Raw genomic sequence first — 6,342 nt, 5'->3', positions numbered from 1 at the left:
ACGGCAAACGCGACCATGCCGCAAAGGAAACTCACCAGGAATTCAAATGCGTTGAACGGGGAGTCGGGGGTCTCCGGCACGGGGGTCATGTTACCAGTATGCGGTACGGCGGGGCCCCGTAAAAGAAAAATCAGGGTGGGTCCCTGTCCGGGGGTTTTCAATAAGAGGAAAGCCGCCATCCTGTCTCCCGACGACCCCCTTCTTTCGAACGGGAGACAGGACAGCATTGGCTATGCGAAGTCAGGCGCTCTCTTCCTGCAGCGTTTCCTGTATCAGGGCCGGTTCGGACTCGGCCTGCGTTTCCGGTTGCGAGTTCGCCAGCCAGTACACCATGCCCACCAGCAGGCCACCGCCCACCATGTTGCCCAGCGTCACCCAGATCTGGTTGTGGATGAATCCGCCGAGGCTCACCTCCGCGCCGTGCGGCAGGAACATCGCGAGGCTGAGCAGCGTCTGGTTGGCGATGCTGTGTTCATACGCGCTGGCGATGAAGGCGAACAGGCACCAGAAAATCATGATGAGGCGCGCCGACTCGTTTTTCGTGCGCAGGGCGATCCACACCGCCAGGCACACCAGCCAGTTGCACAGGATGCCGCGCAGGAACGCCTCTTTCGCGCTCAGGTTCATCTTCATGCCGGCGACCTTCACGATCAATTCCTGCGACGATGCGGGCAGACTGCCGCCTTCCGTCACCAGCCAGGCGAGGAACACCGAACCGCACAGGTTGCCGATGAAACACAGGCCGAACAGGTACAGGATGGGCCTGATGCCGATGCGCCTGGAAAGCCGTCCCACGGCGAACACCATGTTGTTGCCGGTGAACAGCTCCGAACCCGCGAAGATGACCAGGCTCAAAGCGATGCCGAAGCTCGCGCCCATGATGAGTTTCAAATACGCCCCGCCGCCGCCTGCGGCGATGGGCCCGCCGATCGAAAAGATCAGCACGATGCCGAAGCCGAGATAAATGCCCGCCAGTGCGGACAGCAGAAAGTAGCCGCCCGGCGAACGTTTCAAATATGCGATTTTCTTTTCCGCCTGATTGGAAAGATTGTCGATGTCCGTATCAAACATGGGGCCTCCCTAGTTGGATAAGGCCGGGTCCGTTGCGTGCAGTCGAGATGGTGCGTCTGCGTTCGCTTTATTCACGGGAGCGCTTGAAGACCGGTTCGGCCGGGACCCGGCGTTCGGTTTTTTTTCTTTTTGTAATTTTTCTACGGGGTGCATCTTTTCACGGGCGTGGTAAGGCAGGATCTGCGCCAACACGTCCGGCAGTTTGTCACACGGGATGTCCTCCAGGATCTTCAGTGCGGGCGCAGGGTACTTGCCGCTGCGTCCGCCGACGAACACGTCCACCGCGTCCACCGTCTTGCCGTCCACGCGCGCGCGTTTGCCGATCAACCCGACGTCCGCCACCAGGTGGTTGCCGCACCCGGCCGGGCATCCCGACCAGTTCATGGTGATGGGGCGGATGCCGTCCAGCTTCTTCTCCAGCTTCTTCGCCACCTCCATCGCCGTGCCCTTGGTCTCGATGGTCGCCATGCCGCAGTAGTCCTTGCCGACACAGCTGACGAGGCCCTTGATGAGCGCGTTCGGGTTGTAATCGAATTCCTTGAGCAGGGGCTCTTCCAGAAAGTCGCCCAGCTTCTTGTCGGAGATGTTGGGCACGATCACCGAGTTGGCGGGCGACAGCCGCACCTCGCCGTTGCCGTACTTCTCCGCCAGCACCGCCAGTTTTTCCATGCGGGTGTGGTCCATGCGGCCCACCGGCACCTTCATGCCGACGTAGTTCATCGACGGCTGCTTCTGCCGGTAGATGCCGATGTGCGTGTTTTCGTGATCGTTCCTCAGGTCTTCGCCTGCGGGGGACAGATCACGGCCCAGGGTGCGTACCAGCATCTCGCGGAATTTCTTCTCCCCCCAGTCCTCGATCAGAAATGCCAGCCGATTGCGGGTACGCACGTCCCGGTAGCCGTAATCACGGTAGAGAGCCACCACCCCGGCCGATACATCGACCGCCTCGTCGGGTTTCACAAACACGTCGAGGGGGGAAGCGATGCGGTAGCCCCCGGAACCGATTTTTCCGCCCACAAGCAAGTTGAATCCGTAAACCGTCTCGCCGTCCTCCTCGCGCGAGGCCGGGACCAGCGCCAGGTCCTGCGTCTCCGTGTGGATGCAGGAGTCCGGACAGCCGGTGACGGCGATGTTGAACTTGCGCGGCAGGTTGCTGAACTCGCGGTTTCCCAGAAAATATTCGTTCATCGCCTCGATGACGGGCGAGGCGTTCAGGCTCTCCTTCGGGTGCAGGCCACCCACCGGACAGCCCATGATGTTGCGCACGTTGTCCATGCCGGTCTGGATGGAGGTCAGGCCGACCGCGTCCATCAGGTCGAACACCGCCGGCACGTCGTCGATTTTCAGGTGACGCAACTGCACCTGCTGGCGGGTGGTGATGTCGATCTGCCCGTTGCCGAAACGTCCGGCGATGTGCGCCAGCGCCTTCAACTGGTACGAAGGCACGTAGCCGTTCGGGATGCGCACGCGAAGCATGAAAAAACCGGGAGTCGGTTTGCGCAGGAACAGGCCGTACCATTTCAGCCGCGTGATGTCGTCCTCGGAGATGCAGTCCCAGCCCTCTTTGGCGAAGCGCGCGATGTCGGCTTTGATGTCCAGCCCGTCCCTCTCCAGTTTCAATTCCTCGATCTTGTTCATGCCGTCAGATAGTCCTTTCCCATGCGGGTGATTAAAGCCAAGGACTATTGCAACAACGGTGCCGGAATCGGGGGAGAAGGGAAAAATTTTTCAAAATAAAGCGGGGGGCGCGGAAAGCCTTTTAAATCAGGGCGATTCGGGAAGGTTGGCAGAGAGTGTGGAGCGGGTTCCAGGGCTGTATCCGGGTGCCGGGGCGGATTTTGGCCATACAGCCCTGCCTAAAACCAAGTCACAAAATGAGGCAGTGTTGCAATTTCAAGCAGTTGGCAGGCTGAGCCTGAGGCGGATGGCTACTGCTTTGCGGGCGAACGATGGTCTGAGGGCGCGGACTGTGTCCGAGGCGGATGGCTACTGTCCGACAGTCTCTGCGATGGTCCGTGGGCGCGCTCCACAGTAGTTTTCCTCCCCCTCCTTTTCAAGGAGGGGATACAGGGGAGGTTACTGATGGCTTTTCCTTTTTATCAGTTATGCAAAACTTTCCTTGAATGGGATAAAAAGCGGAAACGGTCATTGGTAACCCCTCCCAGCCCTCCCCTTGAAAAAGGGGAGGGAGAAATAAGTTCCCCCTTCTCCCCGAAGGGGGTTAGGGGGCTTTTTCCTTCGGCTTTCTTCGAGGAGCGGCACGCGACGAACAAGGCCTGAAGTATTCACCCTGATTAAAGTATTTTTAACAATACGATGCATCCGCTCTCCGCATCCCTGTAGACATCCCCACCCCTGCCCTTATACTGAAATACATGGGCACCAAGGCTAAGGAACTCATTAAAATTTACATTTTGTGGCTTCTCGGTGGACTGCTTTTGATTTACTTGGCACTTGAGGTCCATTCTTTCTTTATCGTCTTTATTTTTGTTTTGTTTCTTTACTGTGCCTGGTTGACTCGCAATGTTCGTTGCCATGAATGCGGTTGGTCCCTTGTCATGAGGCCACTTATTGAAATTGAACTGGATAAGCCTCTAATTTACGGTGCCCTGCCGTGGCTGCCATCGAAATGTCCAAATTGTGGAGAAAAGGTGAAGTGAAGAGGATCACAGATGGATAGCATGCGCTGGAGGGCCAAAAAGTGAAAATCAAATCCAATTTAAAAAAGATTCGGCTGTTATGTTTATTGATTGGTGTTGCGGCAACGGTTGCAACCATGCCGTCGGCAGGCTTTTCTGAATCCGGCAAAGACAAACTGGAAACCTTTAGCAGTATCAAAATGAAGTATGGGGATTTGTCCGGATTTGAAATTCGAATCGTTGCCACCCCGGATGGTTATAAAGGCACCTTCCAGTTTTGCCTTGGAGAACCGAGCGAGCCTCTGCCGATTCAACCTGCAATAAAAGACAAAGCAATCTTTTTTAAATTTGAAGCTCCGAATTTTATAAATGAGAGGTCATTAAAGGGAACCTTTAAAGGGCATTTTAACGTGAACGGCATGCGAGGAACAATCCAAGACAATTGGGGCCTTTTGGATGGAACGATAATTTTACCGCGATCTGCGAGTTACTGGGACTAGCGATTATTCAGGCGGCAAAACTTCAAGGGTTGCCAACATGGTTGATTTGATTTTTGTGTTAGCAGCAGTGTTTTTGGTTCAGGTGCTTCTTTATGAAGTGCATTTGGGACTGCTCTCCTTTTCTCGATATCGGTTTTTCAATTGGAATTTATATTCATGGCGGACATGGTAGAAATAAATGGGGAGCCGGAATTTGATGTGAGTCCGATTGCTTATTTTACTTTTCTGTCAATATTTGTTGCGGGAACGGTTGTGTATTTTTATCAGCTTTACAGGGTGTTGAAGAAAATCCGAGAAAAATACGGAGTGAATGTGGAAAAAGTACTGTCATGAAAGCCAGCTTCTTGAAAAGGTTTTTGGATGGGAAAGAAGATTTTGAATCCCTGAAAAAGGAAATTGAAGAAGGTGTCGCTGGTTACAAGCGCAACAAGCCAAAACGGGGAGCCAGCTCTCCCGTCTTTCTTGACTACGAAAATAATGTCTTTATCGTCAAGGCTCCTCATGTGAAAAGAATCTGCGAAGGGTTTCTTAACGATCAACTGGATTCTGATGAAGTGTGCTACCTCGCCACAGCCCTTGAGCTTTCTCAAGATTTTGAAATGGAGTCTGAGGAAATCGAGGAATGGGTTTTATATTTGGCAGATGAAACAAGTGCAGAAGTTACTTTAAGAAAAGATGAAGTACTGGAAATCCTAAGGCGCCTGAAACAGAGAAATTAATTGTTGGATTCTGTAGATTGATTATTAAGAGGGGTTCATGGAAACGCCGAGAGATGCAGACCGCAGGGGGCAAGGGACCGTATTGATCCTGAGAAAGGCTCGAATGTCATTCTTCCGACGTATCTGGATTCATGTGAATGGCGAGAAGCATTCGAAAATAGCGGAGGATGAATGTATTCGTATTCCGCTCTCTGTCGGGCAACATACCTTCCGGGTCTCGCAGGATTGGTGCAGGAGCAAACCCATATCAATGGATGTTTCCGCCGGAGAAAAAACTTATCTAATGTGTTACAGCGCGATCGGTAAATACGGTGCCCTTTCCTCGATCATATTTATCATCATTCTTCCCCATAAATTATTCAGTTTGGTCGAAGTTTCGAAGGAGGATTTTGAGGCTGAGAAAAAAGATAAGTATCCAGCTTGGAAGAAGACATCTCTCCTGATTTTTTGTGTGCTTGCGCTTGGGGTCTTTATTTTTTATTTGCTCTAAAGGTCTCCTGGAGAAAACTTTAAAACGGGCCTTGGAAGGTGGAGTGGGGATGGATGAAAATTTTTCTTTAAAGAAATTTTTTGCTTACGGAGTCTATGGGATTCTCGGGCTATATTTTTTTGTCTGGTTTTTCTGGGAAGTAACCACGTTTAGGTATATTTATAAAGAGGGTACTGGTTTCGGCCTGACAATTGGGATGAGTAAGGTAGAAGCCTTTTCCAAGCTTTCTGAAACTTTAAGAGATCAAGATGTTCGAGCAACGGCTTTTGGGGTTTCGAAAAAAGAAAAAGATTCTAATGCCAATATTCCATACCAAAAAAATTATGGCCCATTAAAATTTACGGAGGAAGATAAGCGGGAATATTTAAAATACAATTCATGGAAATTAACCTGGGAAGAAATTCTAATTCATGCTTATTTTCTCCAATTCGAAAATGAGAAGCTGATTTATTTTCAACGCTCAAGAACTCCATTCTCAAAATGAATTGTATGTTTTTTAATGCGGAGTGAATGTCAGCTAACGCTTTTTTGATTCAAGCTTATGGCCGTTCAAATTCATCATCCCATAGCAATGTTTCTTTGGATTGCCCTGTTTCTGGCGGCGACGGTTATTTTGTATAAGGCGTGTAAGCGGGACAATTTGAATCCCTGGCTTTACCTGCCCGGATTGAAGTGGGGTAAGTCCCCCAGCTTGACCCGCAAAGAAAGGATTTTGATTTCATTGTATTTGAGCCTGAGTTTGATCAGTGCCAGTTTCTTTCCTGTGGAGGAAGTCACTTGGGCCATTATCGAGAACCGGGTGATGTTTTTTCTGATTTTGTTCGCTGTCTGCTACTTCATCGCATTCTCCACGCATAATTTTAAAGAGAGAAGGTCGAGCGACGAGGAGAACTGAAATAATAAGCTTGGTGGGATTAGAAAAG

General features: G+C 51.3%; 8 protein-coding genes. 6 read left to right on the top strand and 2 right to left on the bottom strand.

Features of this window, described 5'->3' with window-relative positions; genetic code table 11:
* Positions 1–240 precede the first annotated feature (240 nt).
* Entirely contained in the window at positions 241–1,071 is an 831-nt protein-coding gene (locus TX82_RS02515; protein ID WP_005006449.1) for a formate/nitrite transporter family protein, read from the bottom strand.
* A gap of 9 nt (positions 1,072–1,080) precedes the next feature.
* Entirely contained in the window at positions 1,081–2,709 is a 1,629-nt protein-coding gene (locus tag TX82_RS02510) for a ferredoxin-like domain-containing protein (RefSeq protein ID WP_005006448.1), read from the bottom strand.
* Between the two features lie 1,063 nt (positions 2,710–3,772).
* On the opposite strand from TX82_RS02510, the gene TX82_RS02495 reads away from it, so the two are divergent.
* From TX82_RS02495 to TX82_RS02475, 6 genes are all read left to right on the top strand, one after another.
* A complete protein-coding gene (locus TX82_RS02495; protein ID WP_005006441.1) occupies positions 3,773–4,210 on the top strand; it encodes a hypothetical protein in 438 nt (145 codons plus the stop codon).
* Between the two features lie 156 nt (positions 4,211–4,366).
* Positions 4,367–4,543: a hypothetical protein gene (locus tag TX82_RS16115; protein WP_005006439.1), complete on the top strand. Its 177-nt coding sequence runs from the start codon at positions 4,367–4,369 to the stop codon at positions 4,541–4,543.
* The gene (locus TX82_RS02490) at positions 4,540–4,929 is read left to right on the top strand and encodes a hypothetical protein (protein ID WP_005006438.1); all 390 of its coding nucleotides are present in this window, start codon (positions 4,540–4,542) and stop codon (positions 4,927–4,929) included. The genes TX82_RS16115 and TX82_RS02490 overlap by 4 nt, the downstream gene beginning before the upstream one ends.
* Positions 4,930–4,966: 37 nt before the next feature.
* Positions 4,967–5,419 carry a hypothetical protein gene (locus TX82_RS02485; RefSeq protein WP_005006437.1) on the top strand — a complete coding sequence of 151 codons (453 nt, stop codon included), beginning with the start codon at positions 4,967–4,969 and terminating at the stop codon, positions 5,417–5,419.
* A gap of 49 nt (positions 5,420–5,468) precedes the next feature.
* Positions 5,469–5,903, top strand: coding sequence for a hypothetical protein (locus TX82_RS02480; RefSeq protein WP_042250378.1), 435 nt, complete (start codon positions 5,469–5,471; stop codon positions 5,901–5,903).
* A gap of 57 nt (positions 5,904–5,960) precedes the next feature.
* The gene (locus TX82_RS02475; RefSeq protein ID WP_042250375.1) at positions 5,961–6,314 is read left to right on the top strand and encodes a hypothetical protein; all 354 of its coding nucleotides are present in this window, start codon (positions 5,961–5,963) and stop codon (positions 6,312–6,314) included.
* The last annotated feature ends 28 nt before the right edge of the window (positions 6,315–6,342 follow it).

The sequence above is a fragment of the Nitrospina gracilis 3/211 genome (assembly GCF_000341545.2).
GTDB classification, from domain to species: Bacteria; Nitrospinota; Nitrospinia; order Nitrospinales; family Nitrospinaceae; genus Nitrospina; species Nitrospina gracilis.
Note: the sequence above shows the minus strand (reverse complement) of the source record. Positions and strands in the feature narration are given on the sequence as shown.